This window comes from Sphingomonas changbaiensis NBRC 104936 (assembly GCF_000974765.1).
Classification (GTDB): Bacteria; Pseudomonadota; Alphaproteobacteria; order Sphingomonadales; family Sphingomonadaceae; genus Sphingomonas_B; species Sphingomonas_B changbaiensis.
Genome location: NZ_BBWU01000010.1, coordinates 12,709 through 34,560, shown reverse-complemented (window position 1 = coordinate 34,560; position 21,852 = coordinate 12,709). Strand labels below are relative to the sequence as shown.

The 21,852-nt window shown below is 66.7% G+C and carries 19 protein-coding genes and 1 other RNA gene; 10 read left to right on the top strand and 10 right to left on the bottom strand.

Annotated elements, in window-relative coordinates:
• The first annotated feature begins 68 nt into the window (after positions 1-68).
• Together SCH01S_RS01880 and SCH01S_RS01875 are read left to right on the top strand one after the other, a co-directional pair.
• Entirely contained in the window at positions 69-2,009 is a 1,941-nt protein-coding gene (locus SCH01S_RS01880) for a peptidylprolyl isomerase (protein WP_046347079.1), read from the top strand.
• Positions 2,006-3,508 (top strand): anthranilate synthase component I family protein, encoded by a 1,503-nt coding sequence (locus tag SCH01S_RS01875; protein ID WP_245612131.1) that lies wholly within the window; start codon positions 2,006-2,008, stop codon positions 3,506-3,508. Before SCH01S_RS01880 ends, SCH01S_RS01875 begins: the two co-directional genes overlap by 4 nt.
• A 1-nt stretch (position 3,509) precedes the next feature.
• On the opposite strand, the gene SCH01S_RS01870 is transcribed toward SCH01S_RS01875, so the two are convergent.
• Entirely contained in the window at positions 3,510-4,292 is a 783-nt protein-coding gene (locus SCH01S_RS01870) for a hypothetical protein (RefSeq protein ID WP_046347078.1), read from the bottom strand.
• 105 nt (positions 4,293-4,397) lie between these two features.
• Here SCH01S_RS01870 and SCH01S_RS01865 point away from each other — a divergent pair, with 105 nt between their 5' ends.
• From SCH01S_RS01865 to moaC, 4 genes are all read left to right on the top strand, one after another.
• Positions 4,398-4,988 carry an anthranilate synthase component II gene (locus SCH01S_RS01865; RefSeq protein ID WP_046347077.1) on the top strand — a complete coding sequence of 197 codons (591 nt, stop codon included), beginning with the start codon at positions 4,398-4,400 and terminating at the stop codon, positions 4,986-4,988.
• Positions 4,985-5,983: an anthranilate phosphoribosyltransferase gene (trpD, locus tag SCH01S_RS01860; RefSeq protein WP_046347076.1), complete on the top strand. Its 999-nt coding sequence runs from the start codon at positions 4,985-4,987 to the stop codon at positions 5,981-5,983. Before SCH01S_RS01865 ends, trpD begins: the two co-directional genes overlap by 4 nt.
• Positions 5,984-6,065: 82 nt before the next feature.
• Entirely contained in the window at positions 6,066-6,848 is a 783-nt protein-coding gene (gene trpC / locus SCH01S_RS01855) for an indole-3-glycerol phosphate synthase TrpC (protein WP_046347075.1), read from the top strand.
• Positions 6,841-7,311, top strand: coding sequence for a cyclic pyranopterin monophosphate synthase MoaC (gene moaC / locus SCH01S_RS01850; protein ID WP_046347074.1), 471 nt, complete (start codon positions 6,841-6,843; stop codon positions 7,309-7,311). The genes trpC and moaC overlap by 8 nt, the downstream gene beginning before the upstream one ends.
• A 72-nt stretch (positions 7,312-7,383) precedes the next feature.
• Here the strand turns inward: moaC and SCH01S_RS01845 are convergent, their stop codons facing one another.
• The 3 genes from SCH01S_RS01845 to ffs all read right to left on the bottom strand — a co-directional run bounded on the left by SCH01S_RS01845 (position 7,384) and on the right by ffs (position 9,572).
• Positions 7,384-7,707: a YbaB/EbfC family nucleoid-associated protein gene (locus tag SCH01S_RS01845; protein WP_046347073.1), complete on the bottom strand. Its 324-nt coding sequence runs from the start codon at positions 7,705-7,707 to the stop codon at positions 7,384-7,386.
• On the bottom strand, positions 7,704-9,311 hold the full coding sequence (locus SCH01S_RS01840; protein ID WP_046347072.1) for a DNA polymerase III subunit gamma/tau: 1,608 nt from the start codon (positions 9,309-9,311) through the stop codon (positions 7,704-7,706). The genes SCH01S_RS01845 and SCH01S_RS01840 overlap by 4 nt, the downstream gene beginning before the upstream one ends.
• A gap of 163 nt (positions 9,312-9,474) precedes the next feature.
• Positions 9,475-9,572, bottom strand: an RNA gene (gene ffs / locus SCH01S_RS16000) — signal recognition particle sRNA small type.
• A 54-nt stretch (positions 9,573-9,626) separates the two neighbouring features.
• Here ffs and SCH01S_RS01835 point away from each other — a divergent pair.
• Entirely contained in the window at positions 9,627-10,814 is a 1,188-nt protein-coding gene (locus SCH01S_RS01835; protein WP_052733720.1) for an MFS transporter, read from the top strand.
• On the opposite strand, the gene SCH01S_RS01830 is transcribed toward SCH01S_RS01835, so the two are convergent.
• The 6 genes from SCH01S_RS01830 to thiS all read right to left on the bottom strand — a co-directional run bounded on the left by SCH01S_RS01830 (position 10,787) and on the right by thiS (position 19,459).
• On the bottom strand, positions 10,787-12,892 hold the full coding sequence (locus tag SCH01S_RS01830) for a TonB-dependent receptor family protein (protein WP_084689349.1): 2,106 nt from the start codon (positions 12,890-12,892) through the stop codon (positions 10,787-10,789). The two genes, SCH01S_RS01835 and SCH01S_RS01830, sit on opposite strands and share 28 nt — an antisense overlap.
• Positions 12,893-12,996: 104 nt before the next feature.
• Positions 12,997-16,221: a VPS10 domain-containing protein gene (locus SCH01S_RS01825; protein ID WP_046347070.1), complete on the bottom strand. Its 3,225-nt coding sequence runs from the start codon at positions 16,219-16,221 to the stop codon at positions 12,997-12,999.
• 5 nt (positions 16,222-16,226) lie between these two features.
• Positions 16,227-17,087, bottom strand: a complete 861-nt coding sequence (locus SCH01S_RS01820) for a LolA-like protein (RefSeq protein ID WP_157032763.1) — start codon at positions 17,085-17,087, stop codon at positions 16,227-16,229.
• 89 nt (positions 17,088-17,176) lie between these two features.
• A complete protein-coding gene (locus tag SCH01S_RS01815; protein WP_046347068.1) occupies positions 17,177-17,347 on the bottom strand; it encodes a CsbD family protein in 171 nt (56 codons plus the stop codon).
• Positions 17,348-17,458: 111 nt separating this feature from the next.
• Entirely contained in the window at positions 17,459-18,376 is a 918-nt protein-coding gene (locus tag SCH01S_RS01810) for a cobaltochelatase CobT-related protein (protein WP_084689348.1), read from the bottom strand.
• Between the two features lie 78 nt (positions 18,377-18,454).
• Positions 18,455-19,459, bottom strand: a complete 1,005-nt coding sequence (thiS, locus tag SCH01S_RS01805; RefSeq protein ID WP_084689347.1) for a sulfur carrier protein ThiS — start codon at positions 19,457-19,459, stop codon at positions 18,455-18,457.
• Between the two features lie 113 nt (positions 19,460-19,572).
• Between thiS and aroQ the strand changes: the two genes are divergently transcribed.
• From aroQ to accC, 3 genes are read left to right on the top strand one after another with little or no spacing between them, the layout of a single operon-like run.
• The gene (aroQ, locus tag SCH01S_RS01800) at positions 19,573-20,004 is read left to right on the top strand and encodes a type II 3-dehydroquinate dehydratase (RefSeq protein ID WP_046347067.1); all 432 of its coding nucleotides are present in this window, start codon (positions 19,573-19,575) and stop codon (positions 20,002-20,004) included.
• Between the two features lie 14 nt (positions 20,005-20,018).
• Positions 20,019-20,492, top strand: coding sequence for an acetyl-CoA carboxylase biotin carboxyl carrier protein (gene accB, locus SCH01S_RS01795; RefSeq protein WP_046347066.1), 474 nt, complete (start codon positions 20,019-20,021; stop codon positions 20,490-20,492).
• A gap of 5 nt (positions 20,493-20,497) precedes the next feature.
• Positions 20,498-21,847: an acetyl-CoA carboxylase biotin carboxylase subunit gene (gene accC / locus SCH01S_RS01790; protein ID WP_046347065.1), complete on the top strand. Its 1,350-nt coding sequence runs from the start codon at positions 20,498-20,500 to the stop codon at positions 21,845-21,847.
• Positions 21,848-21,852 lie beyond the last annotated feature (5 nt).

Sequence of the window (21,852 nt, the reverse complement as noted above, 5' to 3'; positions counted from 1 at the left end):
CGCGCAAGCTTGTCGGCTCCGCAAGGCGCTTCTAAAGCACCGCTTTCCCTGATTGATCTGGACCTGCAATGCTCGACGCCTTTCGCCGCCTGACGAATTCGAAAATCGGCATCGCCGCCCTCGGCGTGTTCGTCGCGGCGATCGCGCTCGGCTTTGCCGCTGCCGACATTCGCGGCCTTGGCATCAACGGCAGCGTCGGCGGCGATATGGTCGCGAAGGTCGGGCGCGAGCAGATCGGTTATGTCGAGCTGCAGCAGCGCGTGCAGCGCGCGCTCGACAATGCCCGGCAGGACCGGCCCGAGCTCACCATGCCGCAATTTGTGCGGGAAGGCGGCGTCGATCAGGTGCTGCAGCAGATGGCGGACGGGGCGGCGCTCGAGCAGTTCGCCAAGCAGCAGGGCTTCGGCGTCAGCCGAAAAATGGAGGACGCGCAGATCGTCGCCGCGCCGGCCTTTCGTGGCTTGAACGGCCAGTTCGACCAGAACGCGTTCGAGGCGTTCCTTGCCCGCCAGCGGGTGTCCGAAAAGCAGCTGCGCGCCGATCTTGGCCGCGATCTCTACCTGTCGCAGTTGCTGGTGCCGGTCACCGGCGCCTCGCTTGCGCCCGCGACGCTGACGTTGCCCTATGCCTCGATGCTTCTCGAACAGCGCAGCGGCCGCGCCCAGTTCGTGCCCGTCGCCGCGATGAAAGGCGCACCGCCGACCGACGCCGAGCTCCAGGCCTATTATCGCAAGAACATCGCACGCTATACGACGCCAGAGCGGCGCGTGGTGCGCTATGCGCTGCTCAGCCGGCCCGCGTTCGAAGCCGCCGCGCAGCCGAGCGAGGCGGAAATCGCGCAGGCTTATCAGGCCAAGAAGGCCGATTATGCGCCCAAGGAAACGCGCACGATCACCCAGGTCATCCTGCCGAACGAAGCCGCCGCGCGCGCGCTGGCGGAAAAGGTTTCGTCCGGCACGTCGATGGCCGATGCGGCGCGCGCGCTGGGGCTCGAGTCCGTCACGCTGAACGACCAGACCCGCGACGCCTATGCGGAGGCGAGTTCGCCGGCCATCGCCGCCACTGTCTTCTCTACCCCCCAAGGCAAGGTTGCCGCGCCGGCGCGGTCGGGCCTGGGGTGGCATGTCGCGCGCGTCGACAAGATCACAAGCGTCCCGGGCAAGACGCTCGACCAGGTCCGCGGCGAACTGACCGAGCAGCTGAAGAAGCAGAAGGCCGACGAGGCGATGGCCGATGCCGTCGCGAAGATCGAGGATGCGATCGCCGACGGATCGACCTTCGACGAGGTCGTCGCGAAGAACAAGCTGCAGCCGGTCACCACGCCGGCACTGCTCCCCGACGGCCGCAACCCCGATGCGCCGACTGCTCCCGTCGCGCCGGAGCTCGCAGGCGTGATGAAGGCGGGATTTGCCGCCGACCCGAATGACGATCCGACGGTCGAGCAGATCATCCCGAACCAGGTGTTCGCGCTGGTCAAGGCCGACCGGATCGTGCCGCCCACGCCGCAGCCGCTTGCCCAGATCCACGACAAGGTCGTCGCCGACCTGACCTCCGAACGCGCGCTGGCCGCCTCACAGCAGGCAGCGGATGCGATCGCGGCCAAGATCAATGCCGGCACCCCGTTTGCCCAAGCGACCGGCAGCGCGGGGCTGCCGTTGCCGCCCGCGACCTCGCTGAGTGGCCGTCGCGGCGAGCTTCTCCGCCAGGGTGCGCAGCCGCAGCCGCAGATGGTGGCACTGTTCACGCTGACCCGCGGCAAGGCGCGCGCCGTTCCCGCGCCGGACAAGAGCGGCTGGTATGTCGTTACGCTCGACGGGATCGTGGCCGGCGATGCGCGCAGCCAACCGCAGCTGATCGAAGCGACACGCGCGCAATTCTCGCCGGTGCTGGGCCAGGAATATGGCCAGCAGCTCGCCGCCGCAGCGCGCAAGGCGGTCGGCGTCGAACTGAACCCGGCCGCCGTCGCCCGATTGAAGGCGGAGCTGGTCGGCGGCGCGCCCGCCCGGTGATCCGCGACCGCAGCGACGATGCCGAAGCCGTCGCGACGCTTGCCGCCGGCCGCGCGGCGTTCGTCTGGCGGCGCCAGATCGCCGATACCGATACGCCGGTTTCCGCCGGGCTGGCGCTGGTCGAGCCCGGCCGCGGCGACTTCCTGCTGGAATCGGTGGAAGGCGGCCAGACCCGCGGGCGTCACAGCCTGATCGGACTGGCGCCCGACCTGATCTTCCGGGCCCAGGGCGATGCAGCAGAGATCAACGGCGAACCGGTCGAAGGCGGCGCCGTCGCCGCGCTCCGCGGCCTCGTCGAGCGCTGCCGCGCCGAGGTGCCGCCCGAGCTGCCGCGCGCGCTCGCATGCCTGGTCGGCTATTTCGGCTATGAGACGATCGGCCTGATCGAGCGGCTCCCGCGCCCGCCCGCCAATCCGCTCGACCTGCCGGACATGCTGTTCGTGCGGCCGACCCTGATCCTGGTGTTCGACCGGCTGGCGGACGAATTGTTCCTGGTCGCGCCACTGTGGCCCGGGGCTGACGATCCGGAGCGGCGGGTTGCGGATGCGTGGGAGCGGATCGACGCGGCTGCGGCGCGGCTCGCAAGCCCTCTCTCTCGTGCTCCGGCGAAGGCCGGAGCCCAGCTCGGACTGCTCCGGCCTTCGCCGGAGCACACGCCGGTGCTGGAGCCTGGCAAATACCGGCAGATGGTCGCCCGCGCGCAGGACTATATCCTCGCCGGCGACATCTTTCAGGTCGTGCTGGCCCAGCGCTTCACCGCGCCCTTCCCGCTGCCGCCGTTCGACCTGTATCGCGCGCTCAGGCGGATAAACCCGTCGCCGTTCCTCTATTTCCTCGACCTGCCGGGCTTTGCGCTGATCGGCTCCAGCCCCGAGATCCTGGTCCGCGCGCGCGACGGCGAGGTCACGATCCGGCCGATCGCCGGCACCCGCCCCCGCGGCAAGACGGCCGCCGAGGATGCGGAGAACCGCGACTCCCTCCTGGCCGACCCGAAGGAGCGCGCCGAGCATCTAATGCTGCTCGATTTGGGCCGCAACGATGTCGGCCGGGTCGCCGAAGCGGGCAGCGTGCGCGTGACGGACAGCTACACGGTCGAGTTCTACAGCCATGTGATGCACATCGTGTCGAACGTGGTCGGCCGCCTGCCCGACGGCCGCGACGCGCTGGACGCGCTGTTCGCCGGCTTCCCGGCCGGAACCGTTTCGGGCGCGCCCAAGGTCCGCGCCTGCGAGATCATCGCGGAGCTGGAGCCGGAAACACGCGGCGCCTATGCCGGCGGCGTCGGCTATTTCTCGCCCGACGGATCGATGGACAGCTGCATCGTTCTCAGGACCGCAGTCGTGAAGGACGGCACGATGCACGTCCAGGCCGGCGCCGGCATTGTCGCCGATAGCGACCCGGCCTACGAACAGCGCGAATGCGAGGCCAAGGCCGGCGCCCTCTTCGCTGCCGCGCGCGAGGCGGTGCGGCGGGCGAGCGAACCGGGGTTTGGGCAGTAGCTCAGTCGAGCTTCCACGTCCCGCCCTCGCGGCGGAACAGGCCCATGATATCCTTGCCGTGGAGCGCGGTCGCGGTGGTGCGGCGGATCAAGATGCGGTCGATCGCGGCGGCATTGGCACGGAGCTCTGCGGCCTGAGCGCGAGCAGCGGTGCGCGCTTCGGGCGGGAGCTTGTCGATCACGGCCCAGCGGCGATCGGTCAGGATCGCTTTCATGGCAGCGAAATCGCCGGCCTGAAGCTCGGCTGCCTGGGTCTGGATCAGCTTCGCGAACGGGCTCGCCGTCGCTGCTGTGCCCTTCAGTTCCTCGACGACCGGATCGGTCGCAATCGGCGCATCGAACTCGGCGGTCAGCTCTTCGCCGGCGAGTGCGCCGCGAATGCGGCCGTTCGCGATCGTCAGCGCCTTCCAGACGCCCTCGGTATCGGCGAGATTGAGACTGGTCACCGCTTCGCCGCCGTCAAGCACTTGCGCGTGCAGGACGGTGCGATCGGCCGGATCGAACTCGAGGATCACGCCTCTTAATTTTCCTCCATGCGCCATTGTTTGCGCAAGCGGCTCGACCGGGCCAAGGATGGCGTCCACCGGAACTTCCACATCGCTCAGCAGCACGCGAATGCCGGACGCGTCGAGCAGGCCTTCCGCATTGTCGCAGGAAAGCGCGACCGCATGGGCGAACGCGACCGAGAAGCCGTCCCGGGTGTAGCGCCCGGACGCCGTGCCGGAATCGAGCGCGGCCGCAGGCGCGGCGATCAGCACCAACAGTGCGGCAAGCCAGCGGATCATGCGTTCCCCCTCACCTGCATCTTAGCAGATGCCCGACGACTCTTCACGAAGAAGCAGCGGGATTTCCGCTTTCGCGAAAATGACGGGAGCGGCTATGGGCGGCCGATGATCCTCGTCATCGACAATTACGACAGCTTCACCTGGAACCTCGTCCACTATCTGATGGAGCTGGGCGCCGAGGTGGAGGTCGTGCGCAACGACGCGATCTCGGCGGGCCAGGCGCTGTCGTCGGGGGCGGAGGCATTCCTTATTTCGCCGGGGCCGTGCACGCCGAACGAAGCCGGCGTGTCGCTGGAGCTGGTTGCCGCCTGCGCGGAGGCGGGCAAGCCGCTGCTGGGCGTCTGTCTGGGGCATCAGGCGATCGGGCAGCATTTCGGCGGGCAGGTCGTGCGGGGCGGGTTGATGCACGGCAAGACCTCGCCGGTCGAGCATGACGGGACCGGGCTGTTCGAAGGCCTGCCCTCGCCCATCACCGCGACCCGCTATCATTCGCTGATCGTGCCGGAAGAGGGTCTGCCCGACGCACTCCGCATCAATGCCCGCGCGCCGGACGGCAGCGTGATGGGCTTCATGCACCGGACCCTTCCGATCCACGGCGTCCAGTTCCACCCCGAAAGCATCGCGACCGAGCACGGCCACGCAATGCTGGCGAATTTCATGGCAGCAGCGGGCATGCGGGTGCTGGAGCGCGCGTGACCACGATCCGTCTGCTCCCGGAGGCGAACGAACCGCTCGACATGGCGACCGCCGAGGCAGCGTTCGGGGACATGCTCGACTGGCGCTGCGATCCGGAGGACGTGCAGCGATTCCTGACCGACATGTCGATCCGCGACGAAACCAGCATCGAGATCGCCGCCTGCGCGCGGGCGATGCGGGCGCGGATGATCGAGGTTCACGCGCCGGCGCACGCGATCGACGTCTGCGGCACCGGCGCGGACGGGCAGGACAGCCTGAATATCTCGACGGCCGTCGCCATCGTCGTCGCGGCCTGCGGCGTGCCGGTCGCCAAGCACGGCAATCGTGCCGCGTCGAGCAAGGCGGGCGGCGCAGACACGCTGGAGGCGCTGGGGCTGGATCTCGATGTCGCTTCGGCCAGCGCCGAGCGGAGCCTGGCCGATATCGGCATCGCCTTCCTCTTCGCGCAGAAACATCATCCGACGCTCGCGGCGCTGGCCGGCATCCGCAAGCGGATCGGGCGCCGCACCGTGTTCAACCTGGTCGGCCCGATCTGCAATCCCGCGCGGGTAACGCGGCAGCTGATCGGCATCGCACGGCCGGACTTCATGCCCGTCTATGCCGAGGCCTTGGAGCTGCTGGGCCTAGACGCGGCGATGCTGGTCGCCGGCGACGAACCGCTCGATGAGCTGTCGATCGCAGGCCCAAGCACGATCATGCGGGTCGGGAACTGCGGGCGGGGAACGCTCCGCATCGAGCCGATCGACGCCGGGCTGGCAGCCCACCCGCTCGACGAGCTGCGCGGCGGCGACGCGGCCTTCAACGCCGCCGCGCTCCGCCGCTTGCTTCAGGGCGAGCCCGGCGCGTATCGCGACGCCGTGCTCCTCAACAGCGCCGCGGCGCTGATGGTCGCCGGCCGGGTGAGCACGCTGACGGAAGGCGTGGAAGAAGCCGGCGAAGTGCTCGACAACGGACTTGCGAACACCCTGCTCGACTGCTGGATCGCGTACCGGTGATCTGTTCGAAGCCGTTCGTGTCGAGCGAAGTCGAGACACGCGCTTCTCGACTTCGCTCGAAGCGAACGGCTAGGGGGCAGTCGTGAACAAGCTCCAGGAAATCTGCGCTCATAAGCGCGAGGACGTGGCCGCGCGGAAGACTACGACCAGCCTGTCCGACCTGCAGCGCCGCGCGTCGGAACAGTCTCCTCCGCGCGGCTTCCGGCGCGCGTTGGACACGGCGCCCGGATACGGCCTTATCGCGGAGATCAAGAAGGCGAGCCCGTCCAAGGGCCTGATCCGCGCCGATTTCGACCCGCCGGCGCATGCGCGCGCGTACGAGGCCGGTGGTGCTGCTTGCCTGTCGGTGCTGACGGACGAGCGCTACTTCCAGGGCGCCGACGCGTATCTCGTCGCCGCCCGCGCCGCCTGCTCGTTGCCGGTGCTGCGCAAGGATTTCATGGTCGATCCGTGGCAGGTCGCCGAAGCGCGCGCGATCGGGGCCGACGCGATCCTGATCATCGTCGCGGCGCTGTCGGACCAGCAGATGACGGAGATCGAGGCCGCGGCGATCGAGCAGGGCATGGATGCGCTAGTCGAAGTGCATGATGCCGCCGAACTCGACCGCGCGCTTCGCCTCAAATCGCGCCTGATCGGCGTCAATAATCGCGATTTGCGTGACTTCTCGGTCGATTTCGCGCGCACCTATGAACTGGTCGGGCACGCGCCTGCCGGCTGCACGTTCGTCGCGGAGAGCGGTCTCACCACACGCGCCGACCTGGACGCGATGGCTGAGCATGGCGTGCGCTGCTTCCTGATCGGCGAGGCACTGATGCGACAGGCGGACGTCGAGGCGGCGACGCAGGAATTGCTGGGCGATGCCTAAGCTCACCCATCTGGACGAGAACGGTGCGGCGCACATGGTCGACGTCTCGGGCAAGGCCGTCACCGCACGAGAGGCGGTCGCGACAGGGCGCATCCGAATGAGCGCCGAGGCGCGGGAGGCGATCCGCGACGGCGCGCTTGCCAAGGGCGATGCGCTTGGCGTCGCGCGAGTGGCCGGGATCATGGCCGCCAAGCGCACCAGCGACCTGATCCCGCTCTGCCATCCGCTGCCCATCACGCGCGTGGCGGTCGATTTCGCGTTCGAGGATGGCGCGATCAGCGCCACGGCAACCGTCGCGACCGAGGGCAAGACCGGCGTCGAGATGGAAGCGCTCACCGCCGTTTCGGTCGCGCTGCTCACGCTCTACGACATGGGCAAGGCGATCGACAAAGCGATGGTGATCGAAAACGTGCGGCTGGTCAGCAAGACCGGGGGCAAATCGGGGGATTGGCGGGCAACGTAAGCGCCGGTGTGCTCCGGCGAAGGCCGGAGCTCTGTGTCGCACCGCTCCGGCCTTCGCCGAAGCACACGAGAATCAAAACGGCAGTTTGAAGCCCGGGGGCAGCGGCAGGCCGCTGGTCATCTTGCCCATCTCCTGCGACGACGCAGCGTCGGCCTTGGCGCGGGCGTCGTTGAAGGCGGCGGCGACAAGGTCTTCCAGCATCTGCTTTTCGCTCGGCTGGAGCAGCGAGTCGTCGATATCCACCGCGATGATCCGGCCCTTGGCGGTCGCGCGGACCTTGACCAGGCCGCCGCCCGATGCGCCTTCAACCTCGATCTTATCGAGATTGGCCTGCGCCTTGGTCAGTTCGTCCTGGACGTTTTTCGCCATGTTGAGGATGTCGTCGAGGTTCTTCATGGGGCACTCCGTTGTTCGGCCGCGCTGTAGTCGATCAGTTCCGCATCCGGAAACGCTTCGAACGCGGCTTTGACCAAAGGCGTGTCGAGAATCGCTTGCCTGGCCGCTTCTTCGATTACCCGCCCCTGCTCGAGCAGCGAGGGCTGAGCGTCGCCGTCATCGGTGCTGACGGTCCAGACGGTGCCGGTCAGGGTGCGGAGCGCCGCCGTCAGGTCCCGCATGAAATCGCCAGGCAAGGGCTTCAGCGGCTTCACGGCCAGCTCAGGCGGGGCATAGCGCTGGAGACCGACGAAATCGTGCAGTTGCTGCGCGAGCAGAGGCTTGCCGCCCTTGCCGAGCATGTCGACCAGCGCGGGGAAGCTCTCCGGATATTGCGCCGCGGGCTCGGGAGCGGGCGGCAGTGGCGGAGCCGGTGCGCGAGGCGCCGCCGGTGCGACCGCTTCGCCGTTGCCGATCCGCTTCAGCAATTCGGCCGGATCCGGCAGCTCGGCCGCGTGGATGAGCCGGAGCAGCGCCATTTCGGCGGCTTCCATCGGCATCGTCGCGCGCACGGCCTCGTCATGGCCCTTCAACAGCAGCTGCCAGAGTCGGTGAAGCTGCGCGAAGGATAGTCGCGCTGCCCAGCCGCCCACCAGCTCGCGCTCTTCGGCGGACTGCGACGGATCGGTGCCGCCGCCCATCTTTGCCATCGTCACGCCGTGCACGGCTTCCAGCAAGCCGCGCAGTACGCCGACCGGGTCCACGCCGAGATCGTACTGGTCGCGCAGCGCCTTCAGCGCCGCCTCGCCTTCCCCCGACAGCAGATGACCGAACAGCCGCCGGATCGCGCCGCGGTCGGACAGGCCCAGCATCTCGCGGACCTGCGCGGCCGAGACCTCGCCGCCTTCCATGTCCGCGTGCGCGATCGCCTGGTCGAGGATCGAGAGGCCATCGCGCGCCGAGCCTTCCGCCGCGCGCGCGATCAGCGCCAGCGCTTCGGGCTCGGCCGCCGCGCCTTCCGCCTCGACCACATGCGCGAAATGCGCGGCGAGTTTATCGGCCGGGATGCGGCGCAGGTCGAAGCGCTGGCAGCGCGACAGCACCGTGACCGGCACCTTGTTGACCTCGGTCGTCGCGAACAGGAATTTGACGTGCGCAGGCGGTTCTTCGAGCGTCTTCAGAAGCGCGTTGAACGCGTTCTTCGACAGCATGTGCACTTCGTCGATGATATAGACCTTGTAGCGCGCCGAGACCGCCGAATAGCGCACCGCCTCGATGATCTCGCGCACATCGTCGACGCCGGTATGGCTGGCGGCGTCCATCTCGACCACGTCGATATGCCGGCCTTCGGCGATCGCGACGCAGGGTTCGCAGACGCCGCACGGATCGATCGTCGGCCCGCCCTGCCCGTCCGGACCCACGCAGTTCAGCGCCTTGGCAATCAGCCGGGCAGTCGAGGTCTTCCCCACCCCGCGCACGCCGGTCATCAGGAACGCATGGGCGAGCCGGCCGCGCTTGATCGCGTTGCCGAGCGTGGTGACCATCGCGTCCTGACCGATCAACTCGGAGAAACGCTGCGGCCGGTATTTGCGCGCGAGGACGCGGTAAGCGGGGGATTCGGACATATTGCGTGTTGGTTAGCACACACCCGTCATTCCCGCGAAAGCGGGAATCCAGCTTCTTCTATATGAAAAGCGCCGCGGCGAAGCCGCGTCGTCAGTCGGTTCTGTGAGCCGCTGGCCGCGCTTGCGCGTCTCGTCGATAGCTTCGCTATCGGCGTGCGCGCTGCGCGGTGGGAGCCGGAACGACCCGCAGCGTGTTCGTTGCGGCTGCTTCCTTCCGGACCTGACCGGGTTGGCGAATGCTACGTCCGCCCGACTCCCGCGCGGGCATATGGGGCAAGATGTGGCATAGGGCAAGCGAACGGCCCGGGAGAATCAGTGAGCGATCGCCATACGTTGCCGCGCACCGTCTGGGCGCTCGGGTTCGTCAGCCTGCTGATGGACGTGTCATCGGAGACCGTCCACGCGCTGCTGCCGCTGTTCCTGACCACGACCCTGGGCGCCAGCGTCGCCTTCGTCGGGCTGATCGACGGCGTTGCCGAATCGACTGCGTCGATCGCCAAGGTCTTTTCCGGCTATCTCTCGGATCGCATGCGCCGGCGGCAGCCGCTGATCCTGATCGGCTATGGCCTGGCGGCGCTGTCGAAGCCGCTGTTCGCGGTGGCAGGCTCGGCGCAATTGGTGCTGGGCGCCCGCTTCGCCGACCGGATCGGCAAAGGGCTGCGGGGTGCGCCGCGCGATGCGCTGATCGCAGACGTGACGCCGGAATCGATCCGCGGCCGGGCCTTCGGGCTGCGCCAGTCGCTCGATACCGTCGGCGCGTTCGTCGGGCCGCTGCTCGCGATCGTGCTGATGCTGGCGCTGGCGGACGATATTCGCGCGGTGTTCTGGCTGGCCGCGATTCCGGCTGTCGCGGCCGTGCTGGTCGTGCTGGTCTGGGTCCGGGACCCGCCGGTGCCGGCCGGCGCAACCGCTCGACCGCCGCTCAGAATGGCGGAGATGGCGCGGCTCGGCCGCCCGTTCTGGGCGCTCACCGGCATCGGCGTCGTCTTCACCCTGGCCCGTTTCAGCGAAGCCTTCCTGATCCTGCGCGCGCATGAGCTGTCGCTCCCGGTTGCGCTGGCGCCGGCCGTTCTGGTCGCGATGAACATCGTCTACGCGCTCGGCGCCTATCCGGTCGGGATCCTCGCGGACCGCCTGCCGTCGGCGCGCCTGCTGCTGGCCGGCGTCGCTTGCCTGATTGCGGCGGACCTCCTGCTGGCCTTCGCCCACGGCCTGGCGGCGGCGTTCGCCGGCATCCTGATGTGGGGACTGCACATGGCGCTGACCCAGGGCGTGTTCGCGAAGCTGGTCGCCGACCGCGCCCCGGCGGCGCTGCGCGGCTCCGCATTCGGCGCGTTCAATCTCGCGACCGGGTTCGCGCTGCTGCTCGCGAGCCTTGGCGCGGGGCTGATCTGGGACCGGTTCGGCTCCAGCGCGACGTTCCTCGGCGGTGCCGGGTTCGCCGCGCTGTCGGCCCTTTTCCTCGTCGTCCGGATTCAGAAGCCGAACGTCACCCCGCCGTAGATCGTGCGACGGCGGCCGGGCTCCAGCCCGGTCTGAAACACGCGGGCATAATATTTCTCGTTGAAGAGATTCTGCACGCCCGCCTGCAGCCGCACATGCGGCAGGACCGTCCATTCGCCGGCCAGGTCGAACACCTGATAGGCCGGCACTTTCGCTGGCACGAACGTCGCGCCGCTGCCGACGGGCAGGTTCGAATCCTGGAAGAATTGCGAACTGACCGAGAGGCCAGTCAGGCTGACGCTGTACTTGCCGGTCTCGCGCCAGGTGAGCCCGCCCTTGACGATCGCTTTCGGTGCGAACGCCGGGCGCTTGCCGATCTGCGCCGGGTTGTCGCTGGCGACGAACTTCGCGTCGAGCAAAGCGAGGTTCAGGAACGCGGTCAGATGCTCGGCGGTCTTGCGGCCGGCGAGGAAGTCGTATGAGACCTCGCCTTCGAAGCCGCGGTGGCGGGTATCGCCAGTGTTGACGTTGATCACGTCGGTTCCGTTCAGCCGCCGGCTTTCGATGCGATTGTTGAAGTTAATCTGGAACACGCTGACGTCGTAGAACAGGCCCGGCAACGGCGTCCCATGCACGCCGGCTTCGTACGACGTCGATTCCGGCGCATCGGCCTCGTTGCCCGGCTGAAGGTTCGAGAAGGGCGAGGCCACGTCGAAATAGCGCAGCGGACGATAGCCCTGCGTGATGCTCAGATAGGTCTCGTTGTCCCTGCCGAAATCGTTGCCGATGCCGACGCCCAGCAGCGGCACGGTGCGCGACACGTCCACGTTCGACAGCGGGCGCGTCAGGTTGCCGGGCTTCACAGTCTCCCGCACGCGCAGCTTTTCCACGTCCAAGCGGCCCGACAGCACGACATGGAAACGGTGGGGCAGCCGGAACACATTCTCGGCAAAGACCGCGCCCAGCCAGGAATCGCGATCCTGGTTCAGGCGCGGCGTGCCGCTATGCTCGCCGCGTTCGGCGGTGATGTCGGTGCTGGTGAACTGCAGGAACGGCGCGCTGCTGTGCGTGCCGGTCACGCCGAAGGTGAAGGCATTACCCCGCCCCCAGCGCTTGCGCGCGCGCAGGTCGAGGCCCTCGTTGCGGAAGCGTTCGTCCTGCAGGGTCGTAGTGGCCGGGGTTGCGCCGGCGCCCGCGGATCGCGTGTAAAGCTGCAGGTCGGACGCCCAGGCCTTGCCCTCGAAACGCCAGCCGTTGCCCAGCTCCAGCTCATTGCCCAGGATGACGGCGCCGCGGCGCACCCAATCGCGGTTGAACGGCGTCGGGGCGAAATCCTGGTCCGCCAGGAATTGCGGATAGCTGATCCGGCCCGGATTGCCGGCCTCGGCGCTATGGCCCTGCAGGCGCACATACCAGAGCGCGTGATCGCTCGGCCGCCAGCCCAGATACAGATCACCCTGTAGCAGGTGCGAGGCGGAGTTCTGCCGCTGCCCGTCGCTCTTCGTGTAGCCGACCGAGCCGCGATATTCGAAATTGCCGGACGCGCCTTCCAGCACATTGAACGTCGAATAGAGTCCGTCGCTGCCGAACAGCTGCTGGGTCGATCCGGTCAGCGCCGGCCCGCGCGGGTCCGGACGCTTGGATACGAAATTGACCGCGGGCGTCGGCTCCGGGCCATAGAGCAGGCTCGATCCGCCGCGGATCAGCTGCACCTCGCTGAGGCTCTGCGGCAGCGGCACATAATAGAGCGTGGGAAAGCCGATCCAGTCCGACTGGATCGGGATGCCGTCTTGCAGCACCAGCACATATTCGGATTCCTGAGGATTGCCGATTCCGCGGTAGCTCAGGTTGAACTGGGTCGGCGTCTGCTGTTCCGACACGAGCAGGCCGGGCGTGCGCGCGAACAGCTCGCGGCCCTGAGTCTCGATGACAGGCGGCTGCTGGTCGAGCTTGGTCGTGCTGGTCTTCTTGGTGACGGTGACCCGGGTCCCGTCCACTTCCGGAAGGATGTGATCGAGCTTGGCAGGCTTGTCTTCGCGCGCGTCGACGCCGAAACCCTCGACGATGATCGTATGGCCGGCGCGCGGCTCCTGTGCCTCAGCCGGCGCAACGGCGAGGCCAACCAATAGTGCAAACAAAACGACCCTCCCTTGTTTTCGCTCGCTTCGGGATCACGTCGGGAAGCCCCTTGGGTGCGCTCCCACTTCCCGACGCCACCTGATGCGAACGATTCGCTTTAGCGTTAGTTGTTTTCGCCGCGCTCGGCGAGTGCTGAAAGCTGCCCCATGAAACGCGTGCCGACAAGCCCGCGCGCAAGCGCCTCGACGTCGCCGCCGCGCGCTCCGTCGTCCTCCGGCTCGACCTGGGCGAGATCGACCGAAGGCAATCCGAGCGTGAGCGCCGCCGCGTTCACTTTCTTCATGCCCTCTGGCGACAAGCCAGCCCATGCCGCCTCGACCTCGCCGAGCTCCTTTTCCAGCGCATCGACGCGAGCAAGCGCATAGGGCGTGGGCCGCTGCTCGGTCGAGGTGACCGCGCCATAGGCATAGTCCATATTCTCGCGCAGCCGCTCCTCACCGGTGATCGCGCCGCCTTCCTTGGTGGCGACGACCTGGGTGCGCAGCGCCTCGACCTTGTCGCCGAACGCCTTCGCCTGGGTCTTCGCCTCTGCCGAAGCGTTCGGATCGGCGACGACCTTCGCCGCCTGCGCCCGCGCCGCGTTCATCTCGGCGACCAGCTTGCTCATCCGCGCGAACAAGGTCTTCACATGCTCGGCCGCATCATATTGCGCCTTGCGGTCGGCGAGCGTGAAGGTCGCCCGGCGATCGAGCCCGATCGTCATCGGCGCGGTCGACACCTCGCCTGCCTTGGTCAGGCGGATCGTGTACTGGCCGGGCAGCACGCGCTCGCCCTGGGTCGAGCGGAAGGCGATCTGCGCCGCCGGCGGCACCATCGGTGGCTTGGTCCGCATCGACCAGACGACGCGGTTCAGACCCTTGCGCTTCGACGCCGGCAGCTCGTCGACGACATTGCCGTTCGCGTCCAGCACCTCGAGCTTCATGCGCCCGATCACGTGCCGCGCCTTCTGGTAATAGGTGATGACCGCGCCGTCGGGCGGGTTCTCGCCGGCATAGGTCGCGTCGCCCTCGGCCCAGCCGCCGCTGCCCTGGATGCGCTGCTGCACCGGCGGGCCGGGGATCAGCACCGCATTGGCGGCCAGCTTGTCGGGCGTGAGCGCGCGCAACGGGCTCAGATCGTCCACCACCCAGATGCCGCGGCCGTGCGTCGCCAGCACCATGTCGTCGTCGCGGTCCTGGAACACGATGTCACGCACCGCAACGTCCGGGAAATTGTTCGGCTTGAACTGGGCCCAATGGGCACCGCCATCCAACGAAGCGTATAGCCCGAACTCGGTGCCGACGAACAGGATGTTCGGGTTGACCCGGTCTTCCTTCACCACATGCGCATAGCCACGCACGCCGTCCGTCTTGGGCCCGATCAGCGGTGTCCAGGTCCGGCCGAAATCGCCGGTGCGGAGCATATAGGGCTGGAAATCGCCGCTATTGTGCCGGTCGACCGTCACATAGGCGACTGCGGGATCATAGCGGCTCGCCTCGACCCAGCTGATCCAGCTGTCTTTCGGCAGCTTCAGGTTTTTGGTGACGTTCGTCCAGCTCTTGCCGCCGTCGCGCGTCAGCTGGACGTTGCCATCGTCGGTGCCGACCCAGATCTGACCGGGCGCCTTCGGACTTTCCGAGATCGAATAGATCGTCGTGTGCATCTCGGCCGCCGAATTGTCGACCGTGATGCCGCCCGATTCCTCCTGCTTCTGTTCCAGCGGATTGTTGGTGGTCAGGTCGGGCGAGATGCGATCCCAGGTCTGGCCGTGATCGCGGCTGCGGAACAGGAATTGCGATCCGATATAGATCGTGCCCTTTTCGTTGGGCGACATGTGGATCGGCGTGTTCCAGTTGAAGCGCAGTTTTTCCTTGTAGCCAGCCTTGGGCTGGATATCGCGCTGCTCCAGCGTCTTGCGGTTGATCCGGCTGATGCTGCCGCCCTGATATTCGGCATAGACATAGTCGGGATCAGCCGGGTCCGGGAATGCCCAGAAGCCGTCGCCGCCGTACAGATTTTCCCACCGGCTGTTGGTGATGCCGCCCGGATATTCCTGGTCGCCGACCCAGGATGAATTGTCCTGCAAGCCGCCATAGACCTGGTACGGGTCCTTATTGTCGACGCTGACGTGATAGAATTGGCTGATCGGCAGGTTGAGGCCGTGCCGCCACTTGGTGCCGCCGTCCTCCGTCAGCCACAGACCGCCGTCATCGCCGCCGATCATGTGCCGGGTATTGGTCGGGTCGATCCACAGCGCGTGCCAGTCGGCATGGCTGTCCTGCGCGGAATCGGTGAAGCTCTTGCCGCCGTCTTCCGAGCCGATCATGTGATAGCCCATCTTGAACAAGCGATCCTGGTTCTTCGGATCGACCACCAGCCGCCCGAAATAAAACGGCCGCCAGACCATGCCCTGGCTGCGATCGCGCTCCTGGAAGGTCTTGCCGCCGTCTTCCGACACGTAGAGCGCCGAACGGACATTCTCGACGAACGCATAGACGCGCTTCGGATCGGACGGCGCAAAGCTGATCTCGACTCGGCCCCAGGGCTGGTTCGGCAAGCCGCTGCGGGTCTGCGCGTTCAAGTCGGTCCAGGTGCGGCCGCCGTCAAACGATTCCATCATCCGGCTGCCGGACGGCGCGTCGGGGCCGTGGCCGCCCGAACGGAAATCCCAGCCGGTGCGGCGGAAATCCCAGGTGCCGGCGAGCAGATGCTCGGGGTTGCTCGGGTCCATCGCGACCGACGAGCAGCCGGTCGACAGGTTCGCGGCCTTGATGATCTGGGTCCAGGTCTTGCCGCCATCCGTGGTCTTGTAGAGCCCGCGATCGGGGCTGTCCGACCAGAGCCGGCCCGGCGCGCAGACATAGACGGTATTGCCGTCCTTGGGATGGACCAGGATGCGCACGACCCGCTCGGTCGTCGGCAGCCCCATCATTTGCCAGGTCTCGCCGCCGTCGGTCGACTTGTAGACGCCGCCGCCGATCGAGACCGAGTTGCGGGTCCAGCTTTCGCCGGTGCCGACCCAGACGGTCTGCGGATTGGTCGGATCGAGCGCGATCTCGCCGATCGACAGATAGGGTTGCTTGTCGAAGACCGGACGGAAGGTCGTGCCGCCGTCCTCCGATTTCCAGACGCCGCCAGAGGCCGCGCCGACGTACAGCGTCGTCTTGCCGTCCTTTTCGACGCGCCCTGCGATCGATGCGATGCGGCCGGACATCTGGGCCGAGCCGATGTTGCGGATGCCGAGGCCGGAGATCGCGGCCGAATCGGCGTAGGCGGCCGGCGCCGGAGCGGCGGCCAGAGCGGGCCCGGCGAGCAGCAAGGCGGTGGTGGTGAGCAGGATGCTGCGCATGGGGATCAGTCCGCCTTCGGCTTCGAGGGGTTGGGAACGTCGGAATCGGCCGGCTTCTCGTTCTTGTCGCGCGGCTTCAGATTCTTGTCCGTGGGCCCCGGCAGCACGGGCTTCGGCGCGTCGGCGGGCTGGGTGAACAGCGAAGCGGGTGCCGGCACGTTCGCTTCGGCAGAGGCGATGATCACCCGCTGGCGCTGGTTGGACTGGCCCTGCTGCCAGCTGTCGACCGACATCGGGAAATAGACGCCGCCGACCTTTTCGTAATCGCCGAGTTCATATTCGGTGACCTGCTGCGCGCCGCGAAGCCTGCGCGTCTCCGTCATCTTGATTTCGAGGAAAGTATCCGGATCGAGCAGGTAGACGAACTCGTCCCCGTCGGGCTGCGAGACTTTCAACTTGTAGCCGAGCGTGCCGTCGAAATCCTCGCGGCCCAGATAGGCGACCTTCGCGCCCTGCTTCTTCGCCGAGAGCAGCACGCCGTCGATCAACGCCTGGTCGGCAATCGACCGCGCTTCGTCCTCGGTCATCTTCTCGGCATCGCGGCGGCCCTGGAAGGGATTGATGCGCCAGCCGTTCGCCCCGTCATAGGCCTGGACGAGGGTCAGTCCCTGGAGCGACGCGTTGACGCGCGTGGCGTCGCCCTGCGGCTCGTGCGCGCGGGTCTCGTCATAGGCGAGCTGGAAATCGCCGGGGAAGATCAGCTTGCCGGTGAACTTGACCGACTTGAGCGCGGCGAGCGCATCCGCTCCGCCGCGCGCCGCCAGATTCTTCGCGACCAGCTCGTCAGCGCTCGGCTGTCCCTGCGCGATTGCCGCGCCGGACACACCAAGCGCCGCGACGTACGCCGCGCACGCCAAAAGCCTCATGATGCCCTCCCTGTATACTTTCTGCCGTTCTGCGACGGCTTGACCCGCGGGTCAACGCGGCTCTTCGGCATGCAGGGAGGGCGGCAGTCCTAGATATCGTCGCCCAGCGCGCCCTTGATCTTGCCTTTCAGCTGCTGACCCTTGCCCTTCAGCTCCTGCCCGGCGCCTTCATCACGCACGTTCGGGTTGTCGGAACCCTGCTTCAGCTTTCCGGCAGCTTCGTTCGCATTGCCTTTGATCTTGTCTATCAGCTCGCCCATCGTCTTTCTCCATTTATTTTGTTGCAGGAGAACAACGGCCACGCACCGAGGCACGTTCCAATCTGATGAACTGAGGAATGGCAACAAGGGGTGGGAAGCGGACATTCAGCCTCAGCTCGATCTATCGCGAAGCACCATACTTTCGAGGAGACGCAAGAGAGCCGCCCCTAACTCGGCAGGAGCTTCGACATGCGCCGACAACCTGTAGAAGTCGTGAGCTGCATACCCGATCCCAAGCGCCGCGACCTCAATCACCGTCTCACGATCAATTCTCTCAACGACCGCCCTGAGGTGATCGGCCAAGTATGTGGGGCCATTCTCGAGTAGGGTAGAGTCGTCTACCGGCGCCCCATCCGAGAGCACGATCAGAAGCTTTCTCGGTTCCGGCCGAGAGCGCAGTCGATCCGAGGCCCACTCAAGAGCCTCCCCGTCAATGTTTTCCTTGGGAAGATCGTGTCTCAACATCTGCTTGAGTTCCGGCCCGCCGGTGCTCGTCCGGACGTCATCGGCATCTCGGTAAATGACGTGCAGAAGATCGTTCAGGCGTCCGGGTTTGCGAGGGCGTCCTAGCCTCCATTTCCACCTGCGGCGCGACTTGCCGCCCCGCCAGCGCACGGTCGTGAAACCCAAGACCTCACAACGAATACCCAAGGTAACGAGGAACTCTCGGGCGAGGTCAGCTGTGGCGGCTGCGAAAAGCATCTTCTGGCCACGCATTGAACCAGATTGATCGAATAGGAGGGATACTACTGTTGAAGCTCTCTCAGCAGCTGAGAGATGTGCCCGGATGCGAGCATCAGCTTCACTGGCGAGCAGGTGGAGCTTGGTTCGCCAAGGCGATAGGCCTGACTGCAACTCTTGCCACGCTTGCTCCAGTTGCTCCCCATCTCGGATGCCTAGGTACCCCAAATGGTCATCAAGGTCCGCCGCTGTCACAACAACATCGAACTTGGTCGTATAAGGCGCATAGCTGAGATCGGACGAGGGACAGGAGTTAGGCTCTTCCGGCACTGCTACTGTCTCGCTCATGGGCGACTGATGACAGACGACCTCCGCCAACTCAATGTCCGCAATGGGTCGGAAGCGGGCGTTTCGGGCGCCAATCTTTCAGATTAGCCCGGCCAACGGACTGGACGGATCGGCGTAGCGGCGCTTGCCCATGCGGCCGGCGCGGTAGGCGAGGCGGCCGCTTTCGACAGCCAGCTTCATCGCGCGCGCCATCATGATCGGGTCTTTCGCCTCGGCGATCGCCGTGTTCATCAGCACGCCGTCGCAGCCGAGCTCCATCGCGAGCGCGGCGTCCGACGCCGTGCCGACCCCGGCATCGACCAGCACCGGCACCTTGGCGCCTTCGACGATCAGCCGGATCGTGACCTGGTTCTGGATGCCGAGGCCGGAGCCGATCGGCGCGCCCAAGGGCATGATCGCGACCGCGCCTGCATCCTCCAGCCGCTTCGCCGCGATCGGGTCGTCAACGCAATAGACCATCGGCAGAAAGCCTTCCTTCGCCAGGATCTCGGTCGCGCGCAGCGTCTCAACCATGTCGGGATAGAGCGTCTTCGCTTCGCCCAGCACTTCGAGCTTGACCAGGTCCCAGCCGCCCGCCTCGCGCGCCAGACGCAGGGTGCGGATCGCGGATTCAGCGTCGAAACACCCGGCCGTATTCGGCAGATAGGTGAAGCGCTTCGGATCAATGAAGTCGGTCAGCATCGGCTGCTTGGGATCGGCGATGTTCACGCGCCGGACCGCGACCGTGACGATTTCCGCGCCCGATGCCTCGGCGGCCGCCGCGTTTTCCTGGAAATCCTTGTACTTTCCGGTGCCGATGATCAGCCGCGAGCGGAAGGTGCGGCCTGCGACCGTCCAGCTGTCCTCGTCGATCCGCGCCGCATGATCGCCGCCGCCGACGAAATGCACGATTTCCAGCTCGTCGCCGTCTTCGACCAGCACGCGCCCAAGCGTGGAGCGCGGCACGACCTCCAGGTTGCGCTCGACCGCGACCTTTTCCGGCACCAGCCCCAGCTCGCTCGCCAGTTCGGCGATGCTCAGTCCGGCCGCGACTCGCTTGTGCTCGCCATTGACGCTGATCGTGATCGTTCCGTCGGTGTGCATAACGTCCGTTCGTTTCGAGCGAAGTCGAGAAACGCTGTACCGGACGTGTCTCGACTTCGCTCGACACGAACGGCTAGAGGCGGTGCAGATATGGGTTATGCCCAGGGGGATCAATGCCGACCATTTTCGTCCTGAACGGCCCCAACCTCAACCTGCTGGGCCTGCGCGAGCCCGAGGTTTACGGCCACGACACGCTCGACGACATTGCGGGCCAAGTCGAGGACCGGGCGCGGGAGCTGGGCTTCGACGTGGAGTTCCGCCAGTCAAATCACGAGGGCCATCTGATCGACTGGCTGCACGAGGCGAATGCCGACGGCGCAAAGGCCGTGATCCTCAATCCGGGCGGCTACACCCACACGTCGGTCGCGCTGCATGATGCCGTGAAGGCGGTGTCCGTGCCTGTCATCGAAGTGCATCTGTCCAACCCGCACGCGCGCGAGCCGTTCCGGCACCGGAGCTATATCGGCAAAGCCGCAAAGGGAACCATCGCCGGGTTCGGAGCGCTCGGCTATCTGCTTGCGCTGGACGCCGCCGCCCGGCTTTGAGTAAGGGCCGCCAAATGACCGATACAAACAAGGGGACGATGCAGGTCGACACCGATCTGGTGCGCCAGCTCGCCGAGCTTCTCGACGCCACGCAACTGACCGAAATCGAGGTCCAGGACGGCGAACGACGGATCAAGGTTCAGCGCAAGGTGCAGGCGGTCGCGCCCGCTGTCGCCGCGCCGCCACCGATGGCCGCGCCCGCCGCGGTAGCCCCCGCCGCTGCCCAGGCCGCACCGGCGCCCCAGGCCGATTCGGCGAACGCGATCCGCTCGCCGATGGTCGGCACTGCCTATCTGGCGCCGGAGCCCAGCGCGCCGAATTTCGTCACAGTCGGCGGCAAGGTAAATGCGGGCGACACGCTGCTGATCATCGAGGCGATGAAGGTGATGAACCCGATCACCGCGCCGAACGGCGGCACCGTCAAATCGATTCTGATCGCCAATGGCGCGCCCGTCGAGTTCGACCAGCCGCTGATCGTCGTCGAGTAAGCCCGGTGGCTATCTCGAAAATCCTGATCGCCAACCGCGGCGAGATCGCCTTGCGCATCCACCGCGCGGCGCACGAAATGGGGATCAAGACGGTCGCCGTGCACTCGACTGCGGACAATGACGCCATGCATGTCCGCCTGGCCGACGAGGCGGTCTGCATCGGGCCGCCGCCTGCGACCGAATCGTACCTCAACATCCCCAACATCATTTCGGCGGCCGAGATCAGCGGCGCCGATGCGATCCATCCGGGCTATGGCTTCCTGTCGGAGAACGCCCGCTTCGCCGAGATCGTCGAGAGTCACAACCTGATCTGGATCGGCCCGAAGCCCGAGCATATCCGCACGATGGGCGACAAGGTCGAGGCGAAGCGCACCGCGGGCGCGCTCGGGCTGCCGCTGGTCCCCGGCTCCGCCGGCGGCGTCAGCGAGTTCGCCGAGGCGCGCAAGATCGCCGCCGAGATCGGCTATCCGATCATCGTCAAGGCGGCGTCGGGCGGCGGCGGGCGCGGCATGAAGGTGGTGCCGAGCGAGGACAAGCTGGAAAGCCTGATGGGCCAAGCGCGGAGCGAGGCGAAGGCCGCGTTCGGCGACGACACCGTCTATATCGAGAAATATCTCGGCAATCCGCGCCACATCGAGTTCCAGATCTTCGGCGACGGCAACGGCAACGCAATCCATCTGGGCGAGCGCGACTGCTCGCTGCAGCGCCGCCACCAGAAAGTGCTGGAGGAAGCGCCCTCCCCCGTCATCACGCCCGAGGAACGGGCGCGCATGGGCGGCATCGTCGCCAAGGCCATGGCCGACATGGGCTATCGGGGCGCGGGGACGATCGAGTTCCTGTGGGAGGACGGCCAGTTCTATTTCATCGAGATGAACACCCGGCTGCAGGTCGAGCATCCGGTGACGGAGGCGATCACCGGCCTTGATCTGGTGCGCGAGCAGATCCGCATCGCCGACGGCCATCCGCTGACGCTCCGTCAGCAGGACGTCACCTTCCGCGGCCATGCGATCGAGTGCCGGATCAATGCCGAGGACCCGCAGACCTTTGCCCCCTCGCCTGGCTTGGTCAGCTCCTATCACGCGCCGGGCGGCCTGCACGTCCGCGTCGATAGCGGGCTGTATTCCGGCTATCGCATCCCGCCCTATTACGACTCGATGATCGCCAAGCTGATCGTCTGGGGCCACACCCGCGAAGGCGCGATCCGCCGCCTCCGCCGCGCGCTCGAGGAATTCGTGATCGAGGGCGTGAAGACCACGATCCCGCTCCACCAGGCACTGCTCGAGGACCCGGAATTCCAGGCCGGGGACTACAGCATCAAATGGCTGGAGGAATGGCTGGCCAAACAGGGCGCATGACGAGC

Coding starts and splice junctions, on each gene's coding strand:
- SCH01S_RS01880 (WP_046347079.1), top strand. CDS start 69: ATGCTCGACGCCTTTCGCCGCCTGACGAATTCGAAAATCGGCATCGCC.
- SCH01S_RS01865 (WP_046347077.1), top strand. CDS start 4,398: ATGATCCTCGTCATCGACAATTACGACAGCTTCACCTGGAACCTCGTC.
- accB (WP_046347066.1), top strand. CDS start 20,019: ATGACCGATACAAACAAGGGGACGATGCAGGTCGACACCGATCTGGTG.
- SCH01S_RS01870 (WP_046347078.1), bottom strand. CDS start 4,292: ATGATCCGCTGGCTTGCCGCACTGTTGGTGCTGATCGCCGCGCCTGCG.
- SCH01S_RS01845 (WP_046347073.1), bottom strand. CDS start 7,707: ATGAAGAACCTCGACGACATCCTCAACATGGCGAAAAACGTCCAGGAC.
- thiS (WP_084689347.1), bottom strand. CDS start 19,459: ATGCACACCGACGGAACGATCACGATCAGCGTCAATGGCGAGCACAAG.
- moaC (WP_046347074.1), top strand. CDS start 6,841: ATGCCTAAGCTCACCCATCTGGACGAGAACGGTGCGGCGCACATGGTC.
- SCH01S_RS01825 (WP_046347070.1), bottom strand. CDS start 16,221: ATGCGCAGCATCCTGCTCACCACCACCGCCTTGCTGCTCGCCGGGCCC.
- aroQ (WP_046347067.1), top strand. CDS start 19,573: ATGCCGACCATTTTCGTCCTGAACGGCCCCAACCTCAACCTGCTGGGC.
- SCH01S_RS01815 (WP_046347068.1), bottom strand. CDS start 17,347: ATGGGCGAGCTGATAGACAAGATCAAAGGCAATGCGAACGAAGCTGCC.
- SCH01S_RS01810 (WP_084689348.1), bottom strand. CDS start 18,376: ATGAGCGAGACAGTAGCAGTGCCGGAAGAGCCTAACTCCTGTCCCTCG.
- SCH01S_RS01840 (WP_046347072.1), bottom strand. CDS start 9,311: ATGTCCGAATCCCCCGCTTACCGCGTCCTCGCGCGCAAATACCGGCCG.
- SCH01S_RS01820 (WP_157032763.1), bottom strand. CDS start 17,087: ATGAGGCTTTTGGCGTGCGCGGCGTACGTCGCGGCGCTTGGTGTGTCC.